Annotated in this window: 19 protein-coding genes; 3 read left to right on the top strand and 16 right to left on the bottom strand. The window is 59.9% G+C overall.

All coding sequences use genetic code 11. The annotated features are described in order from the left end of the window. Positions 1-6: 6 nt before the first annotated feature. From bcsA (KB892_RS26800) to bcsR, 3 genes are read right to left on the bottom strand one after another with little or no spacing between them, the layout of a single operon-like run. Entirely contained in the window at positions 7-2,625 is a 2,619-nt protein-coding gene (gene bcsA / locus KB892_RS26800) for a UDP-forming cellulose synthase catalytic subunit (RefSeq protein WP_002921508.1), read from the bottom strand. Further along, complete coding sequence (gene bcsQ, locus KB892_RS26795) at positions 2,622-3,353, bottom strand: cellulose biosynthesis protein BcsQ (RefSeq protein WP_002921510.1); 732 nt, start codon at positions 3,351-3,353, stop codon at positions 2,622-2,624. Before bcsQ ends, bcsA (KB892_RS26800) begins: the two co-directional genes overlap by 4 nt. A gap of 11 nt (positions 3,354-3,364) precedes the next feature. Next, positions 3,365-3,553 carry a cellulose biosynthesis protein BcsR gene (gene bcsR, locus KB892_RS26790; protein ID WP_002921513.1) on the bottom strand — a complete coding sequence of 63 codons (189 nt, stop codon included), beginning with the start codon at positions 3,551-3,553 and terminating at the stop codon, positions 3,365-3,367. Between the two features lie 168 nt (positions 3,554-3,721). On the opposite strand from bcsR, the gene bcsE reads away from it, so the two are divergent. From bcsE to bcsG, 3 genes are read left to right on the top strand one after another with little or no spacing between them, the layout of a single operon-like run. Beyond that, entirely contained in the window at positions 3,722-5,275 is a 1,554-nt protein-coding gene (bcsE, locus tag KB892_RS26785) for a cellulose biosynthesis protein BcsE (protein WP_002921516.1), read from the top strand. Next, positions 5,275-5,472, top strand: a complete 198-nt coding sequence (gene bcsF, locus KB892_RS26780) for a cellulose biosynthesis protein BcsF (RefSeq protein WP_002921518.1) — start codon at positions 5,275-5,277, stop codon at positions 5,470-5,472. The genes bcsE and bcsF overlap by 1 nt, the downstream gene beginning before the upstream one ends. Further along, positions 5,469-7,148, top strand: a complete 1,680-nt coding sequence (gene bcsG / locus KB892_RS26775; protein WP_004151433.1) for a cellulose biosynthesis protein BcsG — start codon at positions 5,469-5,471, stop codon at positions 7,146-7,148. The genes bcsF and bcsG overlap by 4 nt, the downstream gene beginning before the upstream one ends. Positions 7,149-7,255: 107 nt before the next feature. Here bcsG and KB892_RS26770 read toward each other — a convergent pair whose 3' ends face one another. The 13 genes from KB892_RS26770 to dppA form a co-directional block, all read right to left on the bottom strand. Then, the gene (locus KB892_RS26770) at positions 7,256-8,257 is read right to left on the bottom strand and encodes a glycosyl hydrolase family 8 (RefSeq protein WP_002921526.1); all 1,002 of its coding nucleotides are present in this window, start codon (positions 8,255-8,257) and stop codon (positions 7,256-7,258) included. A gap of 11 nt (positions 8,258-8,268) precedes the next feature. Then, positions 8,269-8,745, bottom strand: a complete 477-nt coding sequence (gene bcsD / locus KB892_RS26765; protein WP_002921529.1) for a cellulose biosynthesis protein BcsD — start codon at positions 8,743-8,745, stop codon at positions 8,269-8,271. Then, positions 8,745-12,797, bottom strand: coding sequence for a cellulose biosynthesis protein BcsC (locus KB892_RS26760; RefSeq protein ID WP_004199337.1), 4,053 nt, complete (start codon positions 12,795-12,797; stop codon positions 8,745-8,747). The genes bcsD and KB892_RS26760 overlap by 1 nt, the downstream gene beginning before the upstream one ends. Next, on the bottom strand, positions 12,794-15,229 hold the full coding sequence (bcsB, locus tag KB892_RS26755; RefSeq protein WP_004151435.1) for a cellulose biosynthesis cyclic di-GMP-binding regulatory protein BcsB: 2,436 nt from the start codon (positions 15,227-15,229) through the stop codon (positions 12,794-12,796). Before bcsB ends, KB892_RS26760 begins: the two co-directional genes overlap by 4 nt. Continuing rightward, positions 15,226-17,337 (bottom strand): UDP-forming cellulose synthase catalytic subunit, encoded by a 2,112-nt coding sequence (bcsA, locus tag KB892_RS26750; protein WP_002921733.1) that lies wholly within the window; start codon positions 17,335-17,337, stop codon positions 15,226-15,228. The genes bcsB and bcsA (KB892_RS26750) overlap by 4 nt, the downstream gene beginning before the upstream one ends. A 19-nt stretch (positions 17,338-17,356) precedes the next feature. Further along, complete coding sequence (locus KB892_RS26745; RefSeq protein WP_002921735.1) at positions 17,357-18,148, bottom strand: cellulose synthase operon protein YhjQ/BcsQ; 792 nt, start codon at positions 18,146-18,148, stop codon at positions 17,357-17,359. Between the two features lies 1 nt (position 18,149). Beyond that, positions 18,150-18,689: a cellulose biosynthesis protein BcsO gene (locus KB892_RS26740; RefSeq protein WP_004151436.1), complete on the bottom strand. Its 540-nt coding sequence runs from the start codon at positions 18,687-18,689 to the stop codon at positions 18,150-18,152. A gap of 317 nt (positions 18,690-19,006) precedes the next feature. Then, a complete protein-coding gene (locus tag KB892_RS26735; RefSeq protein ID WP_004145206.1) occupies positions 19,007-19,186 on the bottom strand; it encodes a hypothetical protein in 180 nt (59 codons plus the stop codon). Between the two features lie 18 nt (positions 19,187-19,204). Then, a complete protein-coding gene (dppF, locus tag KB892_RS26730; protein ID WP_002921784.1) occupies positions 19,205-20,218 on the bottom strand; it encodes a dipeptide ABC transporter ATP-binding subunit DppF in 1,014 nt (337 codons plus the stop codon). Further along, complete coding sequence (gene dppD / locus KB892_RS26725; RefSeq protein WP_002921785.1) at positions 20,215-21,198, bottom strand: dipeptide ABC transporter ATP-binding protein; 984 nt, start codon at positions 21,196-21,198, stop codon at positions 20,215-20,217. The genes dppF and dppD overlap by 4 nt, the downstream gene beginning before the upstream one ends. A gap of 10 nt (positions 21,199-21,208) precedes the next feature. After that, complete coding sequence (gene dppC / locus KB892_RS26720) at positions 21,209-22,111, bottom strand: dipeptide ABC transporter permease DppC (RefSeq protein WP_004145207.1); 903 nt, start codon at positions 22,109-22,111, stop codon at positions 21,209-21,211. A gap of 9 nt (positions 22,112-22,120) precedes the next feature. After that, positions 22,121-23,140: a dipeptide ABC transporter permease DppB gene (dppB, locus tag KB892_RS26715; protein WP_002921786.1), complete on the bottom strand. Its 1,020-nt coding sequence runs from the start codon at positions 23,138-23,140 to the stop codon at positions 22,121-22,123. Positions 23,141-23,274: 134 nt separating this feature from the next. Then, positions 23,275-24,882 carry a dipeptide ABC transporter periplasmic-binding protein DppA gene (gene dppA / locus KB892_RS26710; protein WP_002921789.1) on the bottom strand — a complete coding sequence of 536 codons (1,608 nt, stop codon included), beginning with the start codon at positions 24,880-24,882 and terminating at the stop codon, positions 23,275-23,277. Positions 24,883-24,886: the final 4 nt, after the last annotated feature.

Genomic DNA, 24,886 nt, shown 5'->3' with positions numbered 1-24,886 from the left:
TTATCATCATTGTTGAGCCATTGCCGGGTCTGCGGAGAGCGTCGGCGCGGCGCGTTCAGGGCGTCGGGGTACAAACGACGCTATCCAGGCCACCAGCGAAGTGAGCGCGCGGAAAACCACCTTCACCGACGGCGGCGAAAACTCCGCCAGGTGACGATAGCCACGAAAGCCCAGCTTGAGGATATCCAGCAGGCTTTCCATCGGCTTATCTTCCGGGAAGCTATCCTGCCAAAGCGCCCACGTATCAGCGCGGGCAAACGTACACTGCACAAAATCGATATGCTGCTGGTTGGTTAACGGCAGCAGCTGGAGCCCCACTTCGCTGCCGTTGACCCGCGCGACCCTGACCGGGAAGGCATACTCCTGCTGTCCCCGTTTGAGCAGCAGCCTGGCGTTCTGGCCTTCCAGCACCTGCGCGTCGCCGTTAATTTTGATCCCCAGTCCGCCGTCGGAATAGTCGTGGACGGTGCAGGAGAACAGGTGGCCATCTTCGCGGGCGATAGCCGCCGGCATGCTCATTTCGACACGGTGCGAACGGCGAACCTGCTTGCTTTCAACCGAGACCGCCACCGCGCCGCCAAGAATAATCAGGTTGTAGAATACCCAGACAATACTCACCCAGACGGTGAGGATTTCATTTTCCGGGCCGTACATGAAGCGCCAGATCCCCACCGCGACGCCGACCAGATTGAGCAGCACCAGGTAGATATAGGGCCGGGAGATCACCCAGTCGACATACTCCTCTTCCACCAGCCCGCCCTTCGCGGTGACGTTGAACTTGCCTTTATGCGGGTTGATCAGCGCCACAAAAGTGGGCGGCGCGATATACCAGGCCAGCACCGTCTCGTAAATTTCACTCCAGAACGAATGGCGATATTTGCCCTGAATCTTCGAGTTGGTCAGGCTGGCGTGGATCATGTGCGGCAACACGAATAGCGCGATCATCAGCGCTGGCGCATAAATGATATAGGCATGGAGCAGCAAAAAGGCCAGCGGCGCCGTGAGGAAGATGAGGCGCGGAATACCGGAGAGAAAGTGAAGCATGGCGTTGGCGTAGCAGACGCGCTGCACCAGCTTCAGGCCTTTGCCAAACAGCGGATTATCGAGGCGGAATATCTGCACCATCCCGCGCGCCCAGCGGATGCGCTGGCCGATATGCGCGGATAAACTCTCCGTCGCCAGCCCCGCCGCCTGCGGAATACGCATATAGGCGGAGGTATATCCCCGCCGGTGCAGACGCAGCGAGGTGTGGGCATCTTCGGTCACCGTTTCGACGGCTATCCCGCCAATTTCATCCAGCGGGCCGCGGCGGATAACGGCGCAGGAGCCGCAGAAGAAGGTGGCGTCCCACATGTCGTTCCCGTCCTGCACCAGGCCGTAGAATAGCGTCCCTTCGTTCGGCGTTTTGCGAAAACGACCAAGGTTGCGCTCAAAGGGATCGGGCGAGAAGAAGTGGTGCGGGGTCTGCATCATCGCCAGCTCTTTCTCTTTCAGGAACCAGCCCATGGTCATCTGCAGAAACGAGCGCGTCGGCACATGGTCGCAGTCAAAGATCGAAACGAACTCCCCTTTGGCATATTTCAGCGCATTATTGATGTTGCCGGCCTTGGCGTGTTCGTGGCTGGTGCGGGCGATATAGTGCACCCCAACATCTTTGGCAAACTGGCGAAACGCTTCCCGTCCGCCGTCGTCGAGGATCCAGATGTTCAGCTTGTCCTTCGGCCAGTCGATGCCCTGCGAGGCGTAAATGGTGTTTTTCACCACGTTGAGATCTTCGTTATAGGTGGGGACGAAGATGTCCACAGTTGGCCACAAATCCATGTCCTCCGGCAGCGGCACCGGCTGGCGATTCAGCGGCCAGACCACCTGGAAGTAGCCCAGCACCAGCACCACCCAGGCGTAGGTCTCTGCGAACAGCAGAATGATCCCGCACACCAGACTTACCGGGTCGTTCCAGTTCAGCGTCGAGGTATAGCGCCACCAGATATAGCGGCACGACACCGTCAGCGACAGCACGATCAGCATCAGCGCCGAGAAACGGCCCGGGATGCGTCGCACCAGCAGCGCCACGCCCCACAGCAGCATCAGGAAGATAAACTGCGACAGCGGGTTAAAGGGCTGCGTAATACACATCAGCGCCAGCACCAGCGAGCAGAAGGTCACCCCCCCAAGGATCGCCCGGCGCAGTTTAGGATTGAGGTGCGCCAGCTCTTTCTGTTTATCCAGATGGCCGGTCCGGGCGTTCATCTGCTCAGGCAATTTTTCCAGCCACTGCGTATAGCGACCGTGCACCCCTTCCAGCGCCGCCAGCGAACGCCAGTTGACCTTTTTCTCCGGCTCCGGCACGCGCGTCGTCAGTAACCACAGGGATTGCAGCAGGTAGCGCAGCGGATCCAGCGGACGCGGGCGATGCGGATTTATGTGGGGAAAATAGGTTTCATGGCGGGCCAGAATCGCCTGCCAGCGCGGCGTCTCCAGCGGCATCAGCGCCCAGACCAGCGACGCCCACAGACAGCCAAGCGACGCCGACAGCCACGAAGCGCCGTGCTGCCGATAGTCATCATAGCGCGCACGCAGCCGCTCCCCCACCGGCGGGGCCAGCAGCAGCGTACTGAGGCGGATCATGCCGCTCTCCCGGCGGAATAGTGGATCAGGCACCAGTTCGCCAGGGTCAGCACCTCTTCCGCCGCCAGCGAATCCTGACGATACTCCCCAAGAGGTTGTTTCGCCGCCAGGCACTCGGCCATCGCCTCGTCGCGGTGAATCGTCACCGGCAGGATGCGCGGCTGGCTCTCCAGCCACAGCTGGTAGAGATCTTCCTGCAGCTGGCTGCCGACCCGCAGATCGTTAATCAGAATATCGCCGTTGGCCGGGAGGGGCTGCTGGTGTAGACGGATATGGCTATTGGCGTCGGGATGAACCACCACCAGCGAGCGATCGCAAAGCGTCAGCAGCTCGCGAGTCAACGGCGAATAACCCGCCGGCAGATCCAGCAGCAGCCAGCGGTACTGGCCCTGTAGCTGCTGTACTGCCTCCGCTATCGCCCCCAGGGTGGGCTGCAGCTGGTCGACATTTTCTCTTTCGCCGGCGCTGAGCTGGCCAAACGGCAGTAGATCGATATGCTGCGTATAGCGCAAGCCCGCGTCACGCCAGTCCCGGCCGTCGAGCAGCGCCCGCGCCCAGCCGTCCTGATGATGGATATCGGTATTAAAGAAAAAGCGCAGCATATTATCCGGGCTGGCGTCGATCGCCAGCACGCTTTCACCGAGCAATTGCAGGGCCCAGGCGAGTGCAGCCGTAATGGACGTGACGCCAGTTCCCCCGCGCACGCCCTGTAATCCCAGAATAGCCATCTCCGGCTTCCTTATTTTTTCTCTGCAAACTCTGCCAGCAGCGGCCAGCGCTTCAGCGCCGCGTTCAGCTGTTCGCGCCTGGAAATATCATGATAATCAATATCCGGCAGGGAAAATGCCCGGCTAAGCGCCAGAAAATCATTTTGAAAGGTGTACCCCAGCGTGGCGTCCGTGGGTACCGCAGGATCTTTTGCTGGCATATCTCTGTCCGTTCGAAATTTATTATTAAACCAGAGGACGTATACAGCTCATCCTTAAAAGCAGGTGTACATGCTAAAACTGATGACCTTTAATTTCAATGTTAGGTTTACTCTGTCGGTTTCGCTAGTAAACTTATTCAGTGTCAATCAGGGCGCACGAGGGATGCCGTGGATAATGTATTTACTTTGGGTATTTCATCATTATGGGATGAAGTGTGCCATATGCCGGTCGGCGGAGTATGGTGGCTCAACGTCGACCGTTATGCCGATGCCGTCAGCCTGTTTAATCAGACGCTGGCCGCGCAGGCGAAAAACAGCCACGTTGCCGCGCTGGTTATGGGAAACAAACCCAAGGATATCATTTCCTTAGATCATACTCACGGTCCGGATAATATCGCGCTGTTCACCCTGCCGAATCGCCCGCAGGCGCTGGAGGAAATACACCGCGATTTAGTCTGCTCCCTCGAACCTGGCAATTATTTGTTTATTCTGCTATGCGCTGAAAATGCCTGGCAAAATATAAATAATGAAAAGTTATGCGCCTGGGTAGAAAAGACCAGCCGCTGGGCGCAATATCACCGTTGCGCGTTCTTAGCGATCAATTCCGCGCAGGATATCGATCGGCAGCTGACTCCCTTATTACGTGAGTACCGCTCCCTTTCCGGACTGGCAAGTATTCGTTACCAGGGCGACCGGCATATCTTTGATATTGCCTGGTGGGGAAGCGATAAGGGTATCAGCGCCCAACAGCAGCTGATGGTGCAACATGATGACGCCGGCTGGCGATTAGCGCAGGACGCTGAAACCAGCGTGCAGCCGCGCAGCGACGAAAAAGCGATCCTCAGCCATGTGCGCGTGCTGGAAGGCGCCCCGCCGCTGTCGGAATACTGGACGCTGTTTGACACCAACGACGAGGTCTTCAACGCCGGGCGCACCGCGCAAGCGGCGACGATCCTCTTCTCCATTACCCAAAATACGCAAATTGAACAGCTGGGCCGCTATATTCATACCCTGCGTCGCCAGCGCGGTACGGCGCTGAAAATCATCGTCCGTGAACAAACCCCGAGCCTGCGCGCGACCGATGAGCGGCTACTGCTCAGCAGCGGCGCCAGCCTGGTGATCCCCAGCAGCGCATCGCTCTCCCGCTGCCTGACGCTAATCGAAAGCGTACAGAACCAAAAGTTCTCCCGCCATATCCCGGAAGATTTTGCCACCCTGCTGACCTGGAGCCAGCCGTTAAAGCTGCGCGGCTACCAGAAGTGGGATGCCTTCTGCGAAGCGGTGCACAACGTGATGACCAATACCCTGCTTCCACCCGACAGCAAAGGCGTGATGGTGGCCCTGCGCCCGGCGCCGGGGCTGCGCGTTGAGCAGGCGCTGACGTTATGCAAACCTAACCGGATGGGCGACATCATGACCATCGGCAATAACCGGCTGGTGCTGTTTTTGTCGTTTTGCCGGATCAATGACCTCGATACCGCGCTAAACCACATTTTCCCGCTGCCGACCGGCGATATTTTTTCTAACCGTATGGTGTGGTTTGAGGACAAGCAAATCCTCTCGGAAATCGTAATCATGCGCGGCGTCGAGCCGGCGCGCTGGAACACGCCGCTGCCTCTCTCGGTCGGTAAAAACGAGACCATTAACGCCACCCACGATGGACGCCACTGGCGACGCTACCCCGAACCACACCGGTTAACCACCCGCGAGGAGCAAGCCTGATGATGTCTCTCGCCGATATTCTGCAACTGGTGGTGCTCTGCGCCCTGCTGTTTTTTCCGCTGGGCTACCTGACGCGCCACTATCAGCGCCGGATCCGCACGACGTTAAGACTGATGTTCTTTAAACCCCGTTACGTGAAACCGGCAGGGGTATTACGCCGGGGAACAACGGTTAAGCAAGGCAAAGCGAACAAATGACAAATAAAAAAACGACCGCGGCACCGCTTCCGCTCTGGCAGTACTGGCGCGGCCTTGGCGGCTGGAACTTCTACTTTCTGGTCAAGTTTGCCCTGCTGTGGGCCGGGTATCTCAATTTCCATCCGATGCTGAACCTGGTATTTCTCGCCTTTCTGCTGGTGCCGATCCCGCGCGAAAAGCTACACCGTATCCGCCACTGGATCGCTATTCCGCTGGGATTCGCGCTGTTCTGGCACGATACCTGGCTGCCCGGGCCAGAGTCGATTTTTAGCCAGGGGTCGCAAATCGCCGGCTTCAGCGCCAGCTATATCTGGGATCTGATTGTCCGCTTTATCAACTGGAGCATGGTTGGCGCCTTCTTTGTTTTGCTGGTGCTATGGTTGTTTATCAGCCAGTGGCTGCGCGTCACCGTGTTTGTCTCGGCAATGGTCGTCTGGCTGGCGGTCAGCCCGCTGCTGCCGGCCTTTACCCTATGGCCCTCCGGTCAGCCCACCACGGCCGCCGCCACGACCGCACAGGCCAATACCGGGGCCAACGCCGCCGCTGGCGCCGCGTCCAGCCCCGCCAACAGCGATATTCCGCCGCAGACCGAGCCGCCGACCTCAGCCAACCTGACCAACTGGCTGAACGCTTTCTATGCCGCCGAGCAGAAGCGCAAGACGCCGTTCCCGGACCAGCTGCCGGCGGATGCGCAGCCGTTTGACCTGCTGGTGATCAACATCTGCTCCCTCTCCTGGTCGGATATTGAAGCCGCCGGTCTGATGGATCATCCGCTATGGAAGCACTTTGATATTGTCTTCAAAAACTTTAACTCCGCGACCTCCTACAGCGGCCCGGCGGCGGTGCGCCTGCTGCGCGCCAGCTGCGGCCAGCTGTCGCATACTAACCTGTATCAGCCGTCCGGCGCCGACTGCTACCTGTTTGAAAACCTGGCGAAGCTCGGCTTCAACCAGCAGCTGATGCTCGGCCATAACGGTCTGTTCGGCGACTTCCTGAAAGAGCTGCGTTCGCTGGGCGGTATGCAGAGTCCGCTGATGGACCAGACCGGCCTGCCGGTCAGCCTGCAGGCGTTTGACGGCTCCCCGGTGTATAAGGATCTGGCGGTCCTCAACCGCTGGCTGAAGACCGAAGAGGCCAGCAGCAATCCGCGGAACGCCACCTTCTATAACACCCTGCCGCTGCATGACGGCAACCACTTCCCGGGACAAAGCAAAACCGCAGACTACAAAGTGCGGGCGCAGAAGCTGTTTGATGACCTGGATAACTTCTTCACCGAGCTGGAGAAATCGGGGCGGAAAGTGATGGTGGTGGTGGTGCCGGAACACGGCGGCGCGCTGAAGGGCGATAAGATGCAGGTATCTGGCCTGCGCGATATTCCAAGCCCGTCGATCACTAACGTCCCGACGGCGGTGAAATTCTTCGGCATGAAGGCGCCGCATGAAGGGGCGCCGATTATCATCGATCAGCCCAGCAGTTATCTGGCGGTGTCGGAGCTGGTGGTGCGCGCCCTCGACGGCAAAATGTTCAGCGAGGACAGCGTCAACTGGCAGCAGTATGTCGCCAACCTGCCGCAGAGCGCGGCGGTGTCCGAGAACGCCAACGCCATCGTCATCCAGTATCAGGGCAAGCCTTATGTCCAGCTGAATGGCGGTAGCTGGGTGCCTTATCCGCAATAAGCGACAAGGCCGCCTATGTTGGCGGCCTTACATCGTGAGACGTTCCCATTCCACCTTCTCAGCCCGCAGGCATACGGGCGGGGAAGGCGGCAAATCAATCACCGTATTTAGCGCTGATCCTGTTTCGCCAGCCAGACCAACAGCTTGAGGCTGGCAGAGTAATAATCATCCTTGTCGTCAATCTGCGGCGCCTCCTGCGGTTCACCCAGCGTCAGATCGCGCACCGCCAACAGGCCGCCGGCCATATACCAGGGGGCCACCTCGTTGGTGCTGACGTTGATCCACGCCGGGGTTTGCAGGCGCGGGTAACTCTGCATCCAGGCCTTCCAGGGCGCGAGCAAGGCGCTGTGCGGATCGGCCCACGAGAGATACAGCGGGATACGGATCGCATCGAAACTCATCCGCGGCGGCCACTCTTTGGCTGGCAGCATCTTGCCATCCGCCCGCAGCGCCACCCAGTCGCTGGGTAGATGTGATTTCCCCCAGCCCATCTGCCCCAGCAGCGCCTGTCCGTCGCTCTGCAATGTCCGCCAGGCGGTGAGATGCGTCCGCTCCGCGAAGGCGCGCCAGGCCGGGAAGATGAAATAGGAAGGGTTAAGGTTCAGGTGATCATTGAGGTTGAACCCTTTCACGCCCGGGAGCATCACCTGGCGACCGGCGAAAGTCACCACCGTAGACTTCAGCAGGGCGGCGGTGATGGCGTCAGAGGCAATCGCATAGCGCTTATCCTGCCACTGCTTTTGCGCGCGCAGCAGCGCCCAGGCGATCAGGGTATCGCCATCGGAGGCGTTGTTTTTATCGGCGATAGGGTCCGGCGCCACCGGGTTATAGCGCCAGTAAAACAACCCGTTAGACTTGTTGCGCAGGGTGTTGTCCGTCCACTGCCACAGCTTGTCGAACGCCGGACGATCGTTATTCGCCACCGCCAGGAGCATGGCGAAGCCCTGACCTTCCGTATGCGACACATTGCCATTGGCGGTATCAATGATACGACCATCCGGCATCATAAAACGGGCCTTATAGCGCTCCCAGGCCGTATCCGCCCACGCCCTGGGCACCAGCATCACTACCGTTGTCACTATCACCGCCACTAAAGCACGCAGGGGCATAAATTCACTCTTTATGGATGGTAGTAGAGAAACTGAACGTCAGAGACGGAGAACACCCGCTCACGCTGCAGTATCACGTGGGCACTGCCTCCCTGACTCTGCAGCCAGCGAGAATATAACCCCTCGAGTATGGCACAGAACGCGTTGCACCAGCGCACGCGCCCCGCTTCGTCGCGGCTGACCGGCAACGCCTGATGGCGCAGGCGCAGGCCGTCCTCACCGACATCGATGGTCACCACGCCCCAGTGAAAATGAGTCAGCAGCCGGTTGATATTGGCCTCCAGATCCCCCACCGTCTCCGACGCCGGCAGCGGATGGGTCTCCGCCAGCGAGGCGCCCATCTGACGCAGGAAGGGCTGGCTTTCCAGCTCGCCGGCATTATTTAGCATACCTTCGATCATAATAATCAACAGATCGAACCATCCGGCAGGCGTCTGCTGCTGCTGAAACCAGGTCATCACCACCGGGTTATTGTTCTCCGTCATCATCAATGATCTCCTAACATATAGCGAATATAGAGCCCGGCGGTGCTTTCGTTATAATCCCCGAAGGTGTCATAGCCAATCTGACCCCCCAGGGTCATTTGTTTGTTGACCTTGTAATCCGCCCCGGCGCGCAGGGTATACCCTATGCCGCTCTTCGAGGTCGCGGAGTAGTAGGCTTCCTTGGCAAACCCATTGCTCACCGCCGTCTCCAGGGTCTGCTGCCACTCCGAATTGGTCGGGAAATAGGCGCTCTTATCCTGACTGTAAGACTGATAGCCCACCGAGCCGCCGAGCTTCATGGTCCAGTTATCATATTTCTCCGTCAGACTGACCGGCAGCGATACGCTGACGTAGTTTTGCGGACTAAAGTAGCCCCCCTGACCATAGGTGAAGTAGCTGAGGTTTTTGGAGTAATCCATATAGCTCATGCTCAACCCGGCCTGCAGCTGGCGGTATTCGTCATGGTAGGGACGAAGATAGACCCCGGCATTGGCGTTGATACTGGTGTTGCTGGCGACGTTCTGCCCCAGATAGCTGTATCCACCGCCGCCGACATAGAAGCCCGCGTCGCCGTCGTCATAGCTCAGCTGCAGGGTGCCGCCGTTTTTCGTCACCTGCCCCCAGGTTTTCCCGGAATAGGCGTCTTTCAGACCCACGTAGGAAAGCAGGCTGTCGGTTAGCGAGCGGCGTTCGCCGGTGAGGATCAGCGACAGATAGTTGGTCAGCTTGGGCGACCATTTCACCCCGCCGACTACGGTATTAAGATCCTGGCCCAACGGCGTGCTGCCGATATCGACCCGGTAATCGTCACCGCTTAACGCCAGCGCCAGTTCGACGCCGTTGGCCTTCTGCGAATCGGTCGAGCCGCTGGTCTGGTCAACGTTCGGCTTGCGGCTGGACGAAGAGAGATAGCTGGCCACCTGCCCCGCATCATAGCTCCCGAGCTTCGCCAGGTTTTCCATCCCGCTGTTGGTGGTCGGATTGAAATCTGCCGCGTTCAGGGTGCCGAGGCCGCTTAACGCCTCGGCCCCTGGATTGCTGGCGAAATAGGCCGTCCGCTCCGCCTCGGTCATCGAGGCGATCGCCGCCTGCTCGCTGGTGGCGGTACTCACCATGTTGGAGACCGCGTTAGCCAGCGGGTTGGCGCCGTAGCGACGCCAGGCGTCGCCGCTGGCGGTCCCGGCGTTCAACGACACCGGGGTGACGGTAAAGTCAAAGCGCGAGTCGCCAAACGGCGAGGATGACCAGGTCAGCGGCGTCCGGAGCTCCGTCAGCTTGCTGGTGCCCGATTCGCCGTCGCGTCCACGCACGTCCATTCCCCCCTGCAGCCAGCTGCCGGTTTTCTCCTGCAGCGACTCCATCATGGTGTCCACCTGACGCAGCATCCGCGTCTGGGCGGTGTCCACCGGCAGATCGGTGCGCTGGATCCCCGGCAGCGTGGAACCAGGCGCGGCGGCCGACTGGGCAACCTGCCACGGCATGTACTGCCCGTAGGCGGAGGCCGTCCGCGTCGGCGCCGACGTTTGCGACACGCCGATAAAGGGGTTATCCGCCGCCAGCACCCCGCCGACGGTCGGCGTTTCGCTACTGTTGGTGCTTTGCATGCCCAGCAGTTTGCCGCGGGCGCTGCGCAGATAGGTCATCGCCTGCTGATGATGTCCCTGGGCCTCCGCCACTCTCGCCAGCAGCAGCAGGCGATCCGGGGAGTTATCCTGGCGCAAACCGCCGGCCAGCTGTTCAGCGCGATCGTTGTTCCCCGCCGACAGCGCCACGTCGATGGCCCCGGCGCGCGCATCCTGGTTCGGCGTATCGCGCGTCATAAGGTAGTCATAGACCACCCCGGCCTCTTTGTTCATTTTGCCGCTCTGGTACAGCCGCGCCATGGCGAACATCAGATCGGTATTTTGCGGATCGCTTTGCATAGCGCGGATCAGCTTGTCATACGCCGCAGCGTAATTGCCCTGCTCGCGCAGGCGGTCGGCTTCGTTGATCACATAGCCATTGCGAATGCTCGCCAGCTGCGTCGGCGTACTGCTGGCCTGCAGCTGCGGATTGCTGATCAGGTTCTGCGCCTCGCCGGTTAGCCCGGCCTGATTCAGGACGGCGATCTGATCGGCGTAATCCCCGGCATTGCCGGATACGCCGCTGCTGATATTGTTGCGCACCAGCGAGACCGCGGTGGTCAGGTCGCCGCTCTCGGCCAGCAGACGCGCCAGCTTGCCGGCGTCCGCCGGGGCTTTTGGCGGCGTGGAGGCCATCGCCCGCAGGGTATTGCTGGCGGCGATGGTATTGCCCTGCGCCAGGTAGTTTTCGGCCGTCACCAACTGCAGGTTGTAGTTCACCCGCTGGCGCAAATCGCGCATATCGCTGGTCTGGCTGCCGCCGGGAACGCGCGCCAGCAGCGTCTGCGCCTGCTGCCAGGCGCCGTTTTCGCTGGCAAACAGGGCGGCGGCATACAGCGCACTGTTGCTGGCGCCGGGGCGATAGGCCGCCGACATCAGCGAAGAGGCCTCGCTGCCGTTACCCGATTTTTGCAGCAGCCGGGCCAGGTCGAGGCGCAGCCAGGGATCGTCCGGATAGCGGGCGACGCCTTCGCGCAGGGTGGCAATGGCGCCGGCTGGGTTACCGCTGCTGACCTGCGCCTGGGCCTGACGGCGCAGGGCATCGCCCGGCATACCGGCCACCACCCGCGGCTGCAGTTTTTGCCGCAGGCTCTGCGGGAGCGTCTGCAGCATCGCCTGCGCCTCGGCGGATTTATTCTGCTCGCGCAGCACGTAATAGAGGTTTTCCCGCGCCGCCGCGTTCTGCGGATCGTCATTTAACAGTGAGCGCAGCGTTTGCTCCGCCTGGGGCAAATCTTTGTTGTGCCGCAGCACATCGGCGCGGAACAGCTTCGCCGAGGCGCCCTGCGCCCCGCTCTGCTGCGCCAACGGCGCGGAGAGCGCCAGCGCCTGGCTGATATTGCCCTGCTTATAGGCCTGCTGGGCCTGCGCCAGCTGGCCGTAGAACAGCGCATCGGCCGCCTGCTGACGACGGGTCGCCGAGGCGTCGCCGCCGAGGTCCGCGGCCCGGCTCAGATACTGCGACGCGGCCTGGTAGTCGCCGCTGCGCTGGGCGATATAGCCCATGCCCGCCAGCGCATCGGCATCCTGGGGGTTAGTCTGCAATACCTCTTCAAACTGCTGCTTCGCGGCGGCGGTATTGCCGCTGTTGAGGTTGGCGTAGCCCTGGCCGCGCGCCTGACCGCTGCGCCGTTCGCGAAAGTAATTCTGAACTTCGCTGTCCTGGGGATGCCGCTGCATCCAGGTGTCGTAATACTGCTCATCCCCGGCCTGCGGGCCCAGCCAGAGCAGCGCCTGGCGCAAGCCGCTGTCCGCCTCTTTATTGCCGCTGGCCATCGGCTCGAGCAGGGCGATCCCTTCCCGGCGAGTCTCTTCCCGCCAGGTTAACGCTTTGCCCAACGCCACCCGCGGGGCGTTCTCCTGCGGATGCTGCGCCACGTACTGGCGCAGCTCGCTGATAGCCTGCGGATAGAGCGATTTGTCGCTGGCCATGGTCAGGTAATATTCCGCCGCCAGCTCGGCAGGCGGCGTATTGCCATTGAACATGCTGCGCCAGGTCGCCAGCGCCCCGGGGATATTGCCTCCGCGCGCCTGCTGGCGGGCCAGGCTGAGCTGGCCCTGCGGCACCTGCGACATCTTTTTGGCGTTGTCCAGATCCTGTAGTCCCGGGCTGTCAGGGGCCGCTTTCGCCAGACGCGCGCGCCACTGCGCCGCCGCCTGCATATCGCCGCCCTGCTGCGACCAGAGCGCCATCAGATACAGCGCCTGGGTGTTGTTGGCATCCACCGAGAGCACCTTCTGCAGGGACTCCATCGCCAGCTCGTCATGAGATTTCTCATGCCAGTAGTTGGCCTGAGCGAACAGCGCCTGTAGCGCCGCGTCGTTCCCCGCCGCCAGCGCGCCGCCCGAGGCAGCGAGAGTCAACGCGCCGGTGAGGCAGAACGTGGTAAGCCGACGGGAGGTCTTCATCGTTATTATTATCTTTCTTTTCATTGGTTATCCCCCGAACCCAGACGCTTACGGGCGTGACGTTTAAACATCGCGGTCAGCGCCAGTCCCATTATCGAGGTGGCAATCAGCCCCAGCACCGCCAGGAAACCTGAGTGCTGGCTGGCATACCAGACCGCCATCATGTACCACGGCATCTGACCGCTGGGGAACGGCGTACTCACCTGGAAGCTGCGCACCCCGTTATCGCTGGTGATCACCGCGGTATCGCCGCGGATCCCGGCGTTAATGCGCGGCGATTCCAGATCGGTCTTCAGTCGCGCCAGCTGGTCATCATTGCTGGCCAGCGCCACCACCACCAGGCGGGTGGAATTCCACGGCGAGCGATAGCTGATGAACCCGCGCCAGGCGCTGCTCGACGAAAAGTAGCGATCGGCGTCGAGGCTGGCGGAAGTCCAGTCGCCGGTGAGCCGGCGCTGGACTTTTTGCCACAGGTCTGGCTCGCGGACGCTCAGCACATTATCTACCGGGCGATAGGGTGAGTCGGCCAGCAGGCTCTGGTTAAAGGCCTGCTGATCGAGAGCGGTGACCGCCAGCACGTCACGTTCACGCAGCGACTGCAAATCCCCCCCGCCGGTGGGCATCCCGAGCACGACGCGGTTATTCGCCAGCGCGGTGCCGGTCGCGTTCCCGGAGCGTGCCGCCAGATTCAGCAGGGTCGCCACCTGGGTTTCAGACGGGTCCGCCGGCAGCAGGAGGGTCGTCTGCGAATAGTCCGCCAGCCGCGAGAAGGGGAACGAGGCGCCGACAAAGTAGGAGAGATTGGGCAACAGCGAGAAGTGACGCGTCTTGCTCAAATCGATCCAGGAGTCGTCAGTGATCCGGCTCTTGATATTGTTATTCAGCAGCACCGAACACGGAACATCGTCCTTTGGCACCACATTGAAGTACATCGACAGCTGGTTATCGCCGTAAATCAGGTAAGGCGCCAGCGGGATGGTAAAGCGCTCCTGGCGCGCATCGCCCCCGAGGTAGCGCCAGACTTTCTCCAGCGGCCCCTGCTTGTTCATCGGCAGGTTGTTGAGGAAGGTGCCATTGAGCGTGACGCTCAGCAAGGACTTGTCCTCATTAATCCAGCTTTCCGACGGGAAGCGGTAGCCAACCTGTAGCGGAATGGTCTCCCCATCCCACAGATAGAGATCGGGCGCGGCGCGGAAGGCGATACGTAAAGGTTCGTGCCAGACGCCGCTGACGGTCGGGCTTTGGTCCTTACGCAGCAGCTCGCTGAGCTTGACCGGACGATCGGTGGGGATCCAGCGCGGGGCATCATATGCTTTGCCAACCGGGATGGTCTGCGGTTCGACATCCAGCGTCGCGGTTTGCGGCGCAAAGTTGCCGCGGGTTAACCGCCAGGCGGCCATGCGCAGCGCCGTATCGTTTTTACCGACAATCAGCAGCAGTTTATAGGCCGGATTGGCGGGGTTGGCGATGATGCGCAGCAGCGGCTTATCGGTTTCCGGCAGCATCATGCCGCCCACCTGCTCCCCCGGATGGCCAATCACGATGCCGTGGCGTTCCGGCAGACGGTCGCGCAGAGCGCTGAAGGCAATGCCGCGATAGTCCGCCTGGATACCCAGCCAGGAGGAGATCAGCGCCGCGGCGCTGAAGACGTCCGCCGACGGCTTGGCCCCATAGGCGACCGCAATGTCCGCCGGGGTCATCTGCATGCTGTCAAAGAAGGGCCGCGGGAAGTGGCTCAGGTCGTCGCTGATGTTCAGCTGCTGGCTTTCCCAGCTGAAATGCGACGTGGGCAGCACCGTCACCCGCGACGTATCATGAATGTCACGCTGGCACTGCAGGGTATCGCCATCGTTGATCTTCACGCTCAGGTTATTGCTGGAGACCATCAGCGCGGGCGGAATATCCAGCTGATAATGGGAGACATCCTCGCCATCGGCGCCCAGCGGCAGCGTGCCGAGCGGTTGACCGTTGAGCATCAGCTGCAGGGTGGCGTTGCGGCTCGCCATCTCCGGCGATACGCGAACGGCAAGGCTGAGCTGCGAATGGATCACCACCTGATCGGCAGGCAGGGTAAAGCTGACCCCACCCTGTCGCTGGCCGCCGCTGAGGATAATCCCGTCCGGCATCCCCATCTGCGCCAGATTCAGATCGCCTCCCCAGACCGGAGCGACAGGAATGACCTCCGGCGCGGCCGTGCCGCTCACCGGCGGGGGTAAGTCCGGCATAACCGGCGCAGGGGCCGTCGCCGCCGCATCGCCGGCGGTGGCGGGGGCTGCCGGAGAGGCGCCCTCCTCCGGCGAGGCAGCCGGAGGTTCGTCGCCGGGCTCGCTGTCCGCCGCGTCGTTGAGCTGCGGGAAGCTCAGCGGGGCAGCGGCGCCGGAGCCCGGTTCTTCACTGTGTAGCGCAGGCGCAGAGAGCATCCCTGCCAGCAGCGCCAGCGTGGTTAATCGCTTCATAACGTCCCATCCTCCTGCGCCGTTTTCGCCACTGTTGCCCGATTGCGCTGGCTGCGACGGGTTTTCCACGTCAGCCAGAACAGTTCGAACACGCAGCGTAAAATGGTGAAGAAGGAGCGGAACGGGTTATCCTGCGGGCGCGGCGGATTAATCCGCGCATCCGCGCGGGCCAGCACCACGCGCACCAGTTCACGGCGGCGCGAAAGCGGAATATCTTCATCAAACTTGAGGCGCAGGAAGCGCTCGTCAGAGGTGACCAGCTGGGCCGGGATCGAGATAGCCCCGGACTGCAGGATCAGCTCAATCTCTTCGATGTCATCCTCCAGATGGCGATTATCAGGCGCGACCACGCGGCAGCCGCCCATCGACAGGTCCGCGGTATGGCTGCGCGAGACGATGCCGCTGGCGTAATGGATCACCACCGGAATATCGACATCGATACGAATGGTTTTTCGCACCTGCCGCGTTTCGCGCGCCACGGCAATCGCCGCCAGCAGGAAGATCAGACTGTAGATCCCCCACCCGACGTTGAGGGCGATAACGTTGGGATCCGAGCCAAAATAGTCATGGCCAATCGCCCGGACGATGCCGACGATCACCCCCAGGGCCAGCAGGCAGGCCACCACCAGGTGCGGGCGCACCACGGTGAAATCGAAGTAGCCGACGTCCAGCAGCCCCCCCTTATCGGTAACGTTAAACTTGCCGCGTTTGGGGAAAATCATCGTCACCAGGGTCGGCAGCACCAGGTGGAAGGCCAGCACAATATCGTAGATCTCCCCCCAGAAGCTGTAGCGATAGCGGCCGTTCATTCGCGAACCAACGTAAATAGCGAGGAACAGGTGCGGCAGGGCATAGGAGACAATCAGGCTCGCCGACGAGTAAATAATATTGAGGTTAAACAGCAGGTAAGCCAGCGGGGCAGTGACAAACACCACCCTGGGCAGCGCGAACTGGTAGTAGAGCATGGCGCTGAGATAGCACAAGCGCTGCTGAAAAGTAAGCCCGCGGCCAAACAGCGGATTATCGACGCGGAAAATCTGCGTCATCCCGCGCGCCCAGCGGGTACGCTGGATGACGTGCACCACCAGGCGTTCAGTAGCGAGGCCTGCGGCCAGCGGGATATCGAGAAAGGCCGACTTCCACCCCAGACGCTGAAACTTCAGCGCCGTATGAGCATCTTCGGTCACCGTTTCGACGGCGAAACCGCCGATCTGCGCCAGCGCCTCGCGACGGATCACCGCGCAGGAGCCGCAGAAAAAGGTGGCGTTCCAGTTGTCGTTCCCCTGCTGAATCGGGCCATAGAACAACATCCCTTCGTTGGGAATGTTGCGTCCGACGGAGAGGTTACGTTCAAACGGGTCCGGGGAATAGAAGTAGTGCGGCGTCTGCACCAGAGCCAGCATCGGGTCTTTCAGGAAACCGCCGACGGTGGCCTGCAGGAAGACGCGCGTGGCGACGTGGTCGCAGTCGAAAACGCAGATAAGCTCCCCCTGAGTCAGGGTCAGCGCATGGTTAAGGTTCCCCGCTTTGGCGTGCTTGTTGTCATTGCGGGTGATATAGCCCACGCCGACGTCGGCGGCGAAGACGGCAAACTCGCTGCGCTTACCGTCATCCAGAAGATAGATTTTCATTTTATCTTTTGGATAATCAATGCATTGTGCCGCCAGGACGGTATCGCGCACCACCTCCAGCGGTTCGTTATAGCTCGGAATATAGATATCGACCGTCGGCCACTTACTCATATCATCCGGCAGCGGAACAATGCCGCGCTTCAGCGGCCAGACCGTCTGCAGATAGTTAAGCAGTAGCATCACCCAGATATAGACTTCCGCCAGAAAGAGTCCCATGCCGAGAATAGCTTCAATGGACGAGTTGAAGTGCAGGGTCTGCGTGAGGCGAAAATACATGTAACGGGTGGACATCAGCAGCGACGTGACGACCATAATGACCGATACGCTGCGGCGCTTGCTGAAGCCCATCAGAAAGAGAATACCGATACTTAACAGACCAAAAATATACTGCTTTTGGCTGTCCATCGGCGTGATCACCACCAGCACGGCGACGGGTGACAGCACCAGCGCCAGCAACCAAAAAAGAGATTTTTTCATTCAGCAGCCCTGCAAAAAGTTAACGCCCTGACATGCGTGGCTGGCTGTGCACCGTGCCATCGCCAATATGAATACCCAACAGCGAAGATATTTTTTTAGCCATGATTTCAATATCGAAGGCCGCTGCCGAGGAAGCGTTAAAGTCCAGGATCGACTTCTGCGAGGCATTGGCCTCCACCACGCTTTCATCACGATGGATCACGCCAAGCAGTCGCTCGCCCAGTTTCTCTTCCATCAGGCTGGTGACGTCCCGGCTGACCTGGCGACGGCTATCGCTTTGGTTAATGACGAAATAGTGCCCGTGCTTATGATTCAGCGCCGCGCCGGTCAGGCGCTGCTTTTCTACGTGCGCCAGGGTCGACATCGAGGCGGTATCCGCCAGCAGCGGGATAAGATGCAGGTCCGCCAGCCCCGTCAGCGCCTTTAGCGCGGGCGAAGGTCCAGGGGGCATATCGGCGATGGTGATAAGCCCGGGATAATTAAGCAGCGCGGACAGACCGCGCTGGAGGAAATGGTCATTATGGGTCAGTTGCTCATCAAACGCCTGACGCTGCGCCTCGCTCACTTCGCCATATGGCAGGACGAAAATATTACTGCCGGCGCTCAACACGCACTGGCTCCAGTCGTGCAGCTCCAGCGCCTTCGCCACATAGCCCCGCTCATCGTTCAGCGGTACGCCAAAATGCAAACGCAGCGCGTTCTGGACATCAAAATCCAGCGCCAGAACTTTGCTGCCCGTCCGCGCCAGCGAATAGGCTAAATGGCCGCCAGGGTCGTTTTCCCTACGCCGCCTTTCGGTGAACAGACGCAAATCAACGGCATGTCGCGATCCTTTCCAGAAGTGATTTCAAAGGCTGGTCTTTATTTTTCGCCACCGGCTCCGCGCTTTTCGCGGCGAACAGGTGGGCATAGTTCTCGGCGGCGGGCGCGGGTCGGGGGGCCATTCTCGGCGGCGGCGCCATGGCCGGTTCCGACGCCGGAATTGAAGGCGCAGGGGTCGGCGCAGGCTCCTGCCTGACCGGCTCCGGTGCGGCTGCGGCGGTCTCCACGACCGGCTGGGAAGTAGCAGGCGCGGCCGAAGCGGCAGACACAACAGGATCAGAGGTTGGCGCCGCTGCTACGGCCGCCTCTACCTGGCGGAACAGATCCGCAGGCACCGACTGCGGCAACGGCGCGGAGACCGAGCCTCCCAGCGCCAGAGAAGAGGATTTCTCGGCGCCGGGATTTAGCTGATTGAGGATCGCCCAGTCGCCGTGTTCCCGCGTGGCGGCTTGCGAAGAAAGATCCTGAAAGTTGAGGTTTTGCGTCCGCGATTTTTCTTGAAAGCGCTGCAGATCATCATAATGGTTCATTGATAACCTCATGATTTTAAAAATTTCATATTAAGTTTGTTGTTATTTTCTGGGTATATTAAAAATATCGTGACGCTTCTGGGATGGCAGATAACGCGCCGATGGTGACGTACCAATACACACGATTGACAGGGTTATAATAGTTTAGAATTTGATTTTCGGGATGATTCCACGGCAGAAGTATCGCTACACTAACATTTCCCTTGCAGAAGGGTAGCCCCATTTTTTAGGTATGCGTACATCCTTAACTTCCCGCAATCACCACGCTTCCCAGTCGTTTTTATATAAAAGTATTAGGTCATGATGAAATCATAGCGTCAGATCAGCGAAAGAATAAACCTGAACCATTTTAATTTCTCTTTAATTCTATAAAAATGGACTGAAAGGCTTATTTTTTCGGATAATCTACGAAGAATGCTCTGAGAGCGTGACATAAACTGCGGCAATATGCGTAAGCGCCAGGTTTTATCCACGGCGGGAGAGAAGCTCCCGGCCATGGGACCGGGAGCGCGCCATCAGGCGTGGGACTTTTGCGGATTCTCATCCTGGTCGACGGCAAAGCAGGCCACCAGCTGGCCGCCGTAATCCTTCAGCTGCGGCTGGAGCTGAGTGCAGGGGCCAAAGCGACGGCGACAGCGCGCGTTAAAGGCGCAGCCCGGTGGCGGATTTAGCGGGCTCGGCAGTTCGCCGGTCAGCTTGATTCGCTCGCGCCGGTCGTCTGGGTTCAGACGCGGCGTCGCCGACAGCAGCGCCTGGGTGTACGGATGACGCGGATTGTTGAAGATCTGGTCTTTGGTGCCCTTCTCCACGCAGCGGCCGAGATACATCACCATCACTTCATCGGCGATGTGCTCAACGACCGACAGATCGTGGGAGATAAACACGTAGGACAGCCCTAAATCCTGCTGCAGATCCATCATCAGGTTCAGCACCTGAGCTCGTACCGAAACGTCCAGCGCGGAGACCGGCTCATCGGCAATCACCACATCTGGATCCAGCATTAGCCCGCGAGCAATAGCGATACGCTGACGCTGACCGCCGGAGAACATATGCGGGTAGCGATCGTAATGCTCGGTTTTCAGGCCCACTTTCGCCATCATCGCCAGCGCTTTTTCACGCCGCTGCTCTTTGCTCAGGCTGCTGTTAATCAGCAGCGGCTCCTCCAGAATCTGCCCCACTTTTTTACGCGGGTTCAGCGAACCATACGGGTTCTGGAACACAATCTGGATTTTTTGCCGCCGCAGCTTCTGCGCCTGCGGGTCGTGCTTAAGCAGATCCTGCCCCTGATAATAGAGCTCGCCGCCGGTGGGGATCTCAATCATCGTCAGCAGACGACCGAGGGTCGATTTGCCGCAGCCCGACTCCCCCACTACCGCCAGCGTTTTACCGCGCTCAAGGGTAAAGGAGACGCCGTCCAGCGCCTTCACCAGCCGTTCCGGGGCGAATAACCCCTTCTTCACCGGATAGTGTTTTTTCAGATCAATGGCCTGCAACAGCGGTTGTGGCGTGGCGGCCTTTTGCGTACTCATAATCCAGGCCTCCCGGCATCATCGAGTGGGTAGTGACATTTAGACTGGCGGCCGCCGGTCAGATCCGCGAGCGCCGGCTCTTCGCTACGGCATTTATCCGTGGCGTAGGGGCAGCGCGGATTAAGCAGGCAGCCGTTGGGACGGTCATATTTCCCCGGCACCACGCCCGGCAGCGAGGCCAGACGCGCTTTATCCTGGGCGAATTCCGGCAGCGCGCGCAGCAGCGCCTGGGTATAAGGATGGCGCGGCGCGCGGAAGATATCTTTCGCGTCACCGGTCTCCACCACCTGACCCGCGTACATAACGATAATTTTATGCGCGGCTTCCGCCACCAACGCCAGGTCGTGGGTGATCAGCACCAGCGCCATATTCTCCTGCTGCTGCAGATCCAGCAGTAGCTCAATGATTTGCGCCTGAATGGTCACGTCCAGCGCGGTGGTCGGTTCATCGGCAATCAGTAGTTTTGGCCGACAGGCAATCGCCATCGCGATCATCACGCGCTGGCTCATGCCGCCGGAAAGCTGATGCGGATAGACGTCCAGCCGCGAGGCCGGATCGGGAATGCCCACCAGGTTCAGCAGGTCGATGGCCCGCTGGCGGCGGGTTTGCTTATTACCACCCTGATGGACCTTAATCGCTTCCATAATCTGGTAGCCGACGGTAAAGCACGGGTTGAGGCTGGTCATTGGATCCTGGAAGATCATCGCCACTTCCGCCCCCACCAGCTGGCGCCGCTCTTTTTCAGAGATGCGCTGCAGATCGCGGCCGTTAAATTCCAGTTTATCCGCCATCACCCGGCCGGGATAGTCAATCAGCCCCATAATCGCCAGCGAGCTGACGGATTTACCGGAGCCGGACTCCCCGACGATACCGACCACTTCACCCTGCTTCACGCTATAGCTGATGCGGTCTACGGCGCGGAACGGCGCGTTTTCATCGCCGAAATGCACCGATAATTTATCTACATTCAATAACGCCATCTCGAACCTCTTACTGCTTCAGTTTGGGATCGAGCGCGTCACGCAGACCGTCACCCATCAGGTTAAATGCCAGCACCGTCAGCAGGATCGCCACGCCCGGGAAGGTGACTACCCACCAGGCGCTCTGCGCGAACTGCAACACGTCGGAAAGCATGGTGCCCCACTCCGGCGTCGGCGGCTGCGCGCCCATGCCGAGGAACCCCAGCGCTGCCATGTCGAGAATGGCGTTGGAAAAGCCCAGCGACGCCTGAACGATCAGCGGCGCGAGACAGTTAGGCAGAATATTAACGAACATCTGGCGCATCGCGCCGGCGCCCGCTACGCGGGAGGCGGTCACGTAGTCACGGTTGACCTCCACCAGCACCGCAGCGCGCGTGAGACGCACATAGTGCGGGAGCGCCACGAAGGTTAGCGCCAGCGAGGCGTTGACGATGGAGGGCCCGAAGATTGCCACCAGCACCAGCGCCAGCAGCAGACTCGGCAGCGCCAGCATAATATCGACGACGCGCATGATGATTGAGTCCACCACTCCGCCGAAATAGCCCGCCACCAGGCCGAGCACCACGCCGAGGATCAGCGACAGAACCACCACCAGGCAGCCCACCAGCAGCGACAGGCGGGCGCCGTACATCAGGCGCGACAGAATATCGCGGCCCACGTCGTCGGTGCCGAGCAGATGCGCCATGCTGCCGCCGTCCTGCCAGAACGGCGGCGCCAGCAGCGAATCACGGAACTGATCCGCCGGGTTATAGGGGGCGAGGAAGTTGGCGAATACCGCGATGACGATCATCACCACCACGTATACCAGCCCGACGACTGCCCCTTTGTTGCGTTTGAAATAGTGCCAGAACTCCTGCAGCGGAGTCATGGGTACCGGCGCAGCGATAACTTTATTTTCAGTAACTTGTGACATGATGGCCCCTTACTTCTTATGCCGGATACGCGGGTTCACCACGCCGTACAGCAGGTCGACCAGCAGGTTGACGAGGATAATCATCGTCGCCACCAGCAGCACCCCGCCCTGCACCACCGGATAATCGCGACGCTGCAGCGCGTCGATCAGCCAGCGACCTAAACCAGGCCATGAGAAAATGGTTTCGGTCAGGATGGCGCCCGCCAGCAGGGTGCCCACCTGCAGACCAATCACCGTGACCACCGGCAGCATCGCGTTACGCAGCGCGTGGATCACGATCACCCGCATCCGGGTCAGGCCTTTGGCGCGCGCGGTACGGATATAGTCTTCGCCAAGCACTTCCAGCATCGACGAACGGGTCATACGCACGATCACCGCCAGCGGGATGGTGCCCAGCACGATAGCGGGCAGGATCATATGCATTAAGGCGTCAATAAAGTCGCCCTGCTCGCCCCAGATGGCGGTGTCGATCAGCATAAAGCCGGTCAGCGGCAGGGTATCGTCAAGGAATACCGTATCGCTGATGCGCCCGGAGACCGGCGTCAGGTTCAGCTGTACCGAAACCAGCATAATCAGCATCATGCCCCACCAGAAGATAGGCATTGAGTAGCCGGTCAGCGCCAGGCCCACCGCGGTGTGGTCAAAGATGGAGCCGCGTTTTACCGCAGCCAGCACGCCCACCGGAATGCCGACGGCGACGGCGAAGATCATCGCGCAGACGCCCAGCTCAAGAGTGGCTTTAAAGCGCGGGACAAACTCCTGCCACACGGGAATGCGGCTTTTCAGCGAGATGCCTAAATCGCCGTGCAGCACGCCCCAGATATAGTGGGCATATTGCTGCCACAGCGGCTTATCAAGGCCCATTTCGGCCAGCAGCTGCGCGTGACGTTCGGGGGAAATACCACGTTCGCCCGCCATAATCATCACCGGATCGCCGGGGATCATATGGACGAAAGCAAAGGTGAGAAGGGTGATACCGATAAATGTCGGGATGACTAGTCCCAGACGTCGGAGAATAAACTGCAACATAACCCGGATTCTCTCTAGTGACGCCCCGCCTGGCGACAGGGCGTCTGTATTGCTCACAAAAGCATTCCCCGGAATAGCGGGAATACGCCCCCCGCCTCTCCCACGCGGGGAGAGGGGGTCAGGCATCGTGCTTATTATTCGACAGAGACGTTATCGAAGTGGTGTTTGCCCAGCGGGTCCACCACATAGCCTTTGACTTCTTTACGCACCGGCTCATAGACGGTGGAGTGAGCAATGATCAGCGCCGGAGCCTGGTCATGCATCACTACCTGAGCCTGTTTGTACAGTTCAATACGCTTGTTGTGGTCGTCGGTAGCGCGGGCCGGCTGAATAAGATCTTCAAACGGCTTATAGCACCAGCGCGAGTAGTTGGAGCCGTCTTTCGCCGCGGCGCAGCTGAACAGGGTCGCGAAGAAGTTATCCGGATCCCCGTTGTCGCCGGTCCAGCCCATCATCACGCTCTGGTGCTCGCCCGCTTTCGCCCGCTTCAGATACTCGCCCCACTCGTAGGTGACGATCTTGGCCTGGACGCCAATCTTGGCCCAGTCAGCCTGAATCATCTCCGCCATGCGGCGGGCGTTCGGGTTGTACGGACGCTGTACCGGCATCGCCCACAGATCGATGGTGAAGCCTTTTTCCAGGCCCGCTTCTTTCAGCAGCTGCTTCGCCTTCTCCGGATCGTAGGTGTAGTCCTTAACGTCGTCGTTATAGCCCCACATGGTCGGCGGGATCAGGTTCTTCGCCGCCTGGCCTGCGCCCTGGTAAACCGCTTTGATGATCGCTTCTTTGTTGACCGCGTAGGTCAGCGCCTGACGTACTTTGACGTCGTCCAGCGGTTTCTTCTCGGTGTTAAAGGAGAGATAACCAACGTTCAGACCCGGCTGTTCTAGCAGGGTAATGTTCTTATCTTCCTTCATGCGCGCGATGTCGGCCGGGTTCGGGTACGGCATCACCTGGCACTCGTTTTTCTGCAGCTTGGCATAGCGCACGGAAGCGTCCGGGGTGATGGAGAAGACCAGACGATCGATCTTCGGCTTGGTACCCCAGTAGCCCGGGAAGGCTTTATACAGAATGCGGGAATCTTTCTGGTATTGCAGCAGCTGGAATGGGCCGGTACCGATAGGATTGAGATCCACTTTTTCCGGCGTGCCGGCTTTCAGCATGTTGTCAGCATACTCTTTCGAAAGAATGGAGGCGAAGTCCATGGCCAGATCAGCGAGGAACGGCGCTTCCGGACGGGTCAGGACGAACTGGACGGTATTATCGTCCACTTTCTTCACTTCGCTAATCAGGTCCGGTAAGCCCATCCCTTCAAAGTATTCATAGCTGCCGCCAGAAACTTTATGGTACGGGTTATTAGTATTCTTCTGGCGATCGAAGGAGAACACCACGTCATCGGCGTTCAGGTCACGGGTTGGTTTAAAGTCTTTATTATCCTGCCACTTCACACCCTGACGGAGGTGGAAAGTATAGGTTTTGCCATCCGCACTGACTTCCCATTTCTCAGCAAGTCCTGGAATAACTTCCGTCGTACCGGTTTTAAATTCGACCAGGCGGTTATAGATCGGTACGGAGCTGGCATCATAGGTGGTGCCAGAGGTGAAGAGCTGTGGGTTAAATCCTTCCGGCGAGCCTTCAGAACAATAAACCAGGGTTTTCGCTTGCACGCTGGCGGCGACGGTCATGGCGACCAGGCTCAGACCAAGCTTCAGCATCCCTGATTTCTTCAAGGAAATACTCATTATT

It is taken from the genome of Klebsiella sp. P1927, assembly GCF_018204675.1.
GTDB lineage: Bacteria > Pseudomonadota > Gammaproteobacteria > Enterobacterales > Enterobacteriaceae > Klebsiella > Klebsiella pneumoniae.
Note: the sequence above shows the minus strand (reverse complement) of the source record. Positions and strands in the feature narration are given on the sequence as shown.